Annotated in this window: 2 pseudogenes; one reads left to right on the top strand and one right to left on the bottom strand. The window is 60.6% G+C overall.

Features of this window, described 5'->3' with window-relative positions:
• A pseudogene (locus EN932_RS36265) lies at positions 1–314 on the bottom strand (protein-L-isoaspartate O-methyltransferase); the annotation flags it as partial.
• A 263-nt stretch (positions 315–577) separates the two neighbouring features.
• On the opposite strand from EN932_RS36265, the pseudogene EN932_RS36260 reads away from it, so the two are divergent.
• Positions 578–1,330: pseudogene (locus EN932_RS36260) on the top strand (phosphoketolase); the annotation flags it as partial.

The raw sequence follows: 1,330 nt of genomic DNA, 5'->3' as shown, positions 1-1,330 counted from the left end.
GTGTAGACCTGTTCGACGATCCGGCTCATCACCGCGGCGGCGTAACCCGAGCCGGTGCCGATTTCGAGCACGTGGTCACCCGGTTTGACGCCCGCCATTTCGATCATGAATGCGACGATGTAAGGTTGCGATATGGTCTGGCCGTCGGCGATCGGCAGCGGCGTGTCTTCATAAGCAAATTCCTCGAAACCGGGTTCTACGAAGGCCTCGCGTGGAACTTCGCGCATCGCCTGCAGAATTTCACGGTCATGGATGCCACGCCGGCCGACGTGGATATTGACCATTCGATCACGGGCACGAGGAAGATCGAGCATTTTTTAGCTCCCTTGGTGCAACGCTTCGAGGTTGTCCTTCGCGGTAGCTGCCTTGAACCTGGCCTTCGCGATTCCAGTTTCTAACCGCTGGAGGACTTCAAGGTTCCCGCCTATTTGCGGACAGAGCCGCTCGCTCCACCGGGATAGCGACCGGTCTCTTGGCCGCTCGGGTCGCGACACTGTCCCGGACGGCGGCAGTCGGGGGTTGCTCAAGCGCAAAGATGCCCCAGTTATCACCAGCGAACCGAAAGCTGGAGATGTCGATGAACGACAAGGCTGCCGCGACGCCGCAGGCTATCGGCCACGAACGGATCGACCTCATGGACCGTTACTGGCGCGCCGCGAATTACATCTCGGTCGGCCAGATCTATCTGCTCGACAATCCGCTGTTGCGCGAACCGTTGAAGGCCGAGCACGTCAAGCCTCGGTTGCTTGGCCATTGGGGCACGACGCCGGGCCTGAATTTTCTCTACCTGCATCTGAACCGCGTTATCCGCGAACGCGACCTCGATGTTCTTTTTATCTGCGGCCCGGGCCATGGCGGTCCCGCAATGGTCGCCAACACATGGCTCGAGGGCACCTATAGCGAGATCTATCCCGATATCGGGCAGGGCGAAGACGGCCTCAGGAAACTGTTCCGGCAGTTTTCCTTTCCCGGTGGCGTGCCAAGCCATGCCGCGCCCGAGACGCCAGGCTCCATCCATGAGGGCGGCGAATTGGGATATGCACTGGTTCATGCCTTCGGTGCGGCCTTCGACAATCCGGGTCTGGTGGTTGCCTGCGTCGTTGGTGACGGCGAAGCCGAGACCGGTCCGCTGGCGGCGGCATGGCATTCCAACAAGTTCCTGAACCCAGCGTCGGACGGCGCCGTCCTGCCGATCCTGCATCTAAACGGCTACAAGATCGCCAATCCGACGATCCTCGGCCGCATGGACGATCAGGAATTGCGAGACCTTTTCGCCGGCTATGGCTACGAACCGTTCTTCGTCGAAGGCCACGAACCGCTTGCCATGCAC

This window comes from Mesorhizobium sp. M7A.F.Ca.US.002.01.1.1, from assembly GCF_004022955.1.
GTDB classification, from domain to species: domain Bacteria; phylum Pseudomonadota; class Alphaproteobacteria; order Rhizobiales; family Rhizobiaceae; genus Mesorhizobium; species Mesorhizobium ciceri.
The sequence above is the reverse complement of the archived record's forward strand: the minus strand, read 5'-3'. Positions and strand labels throughout refer to the sequence as shown.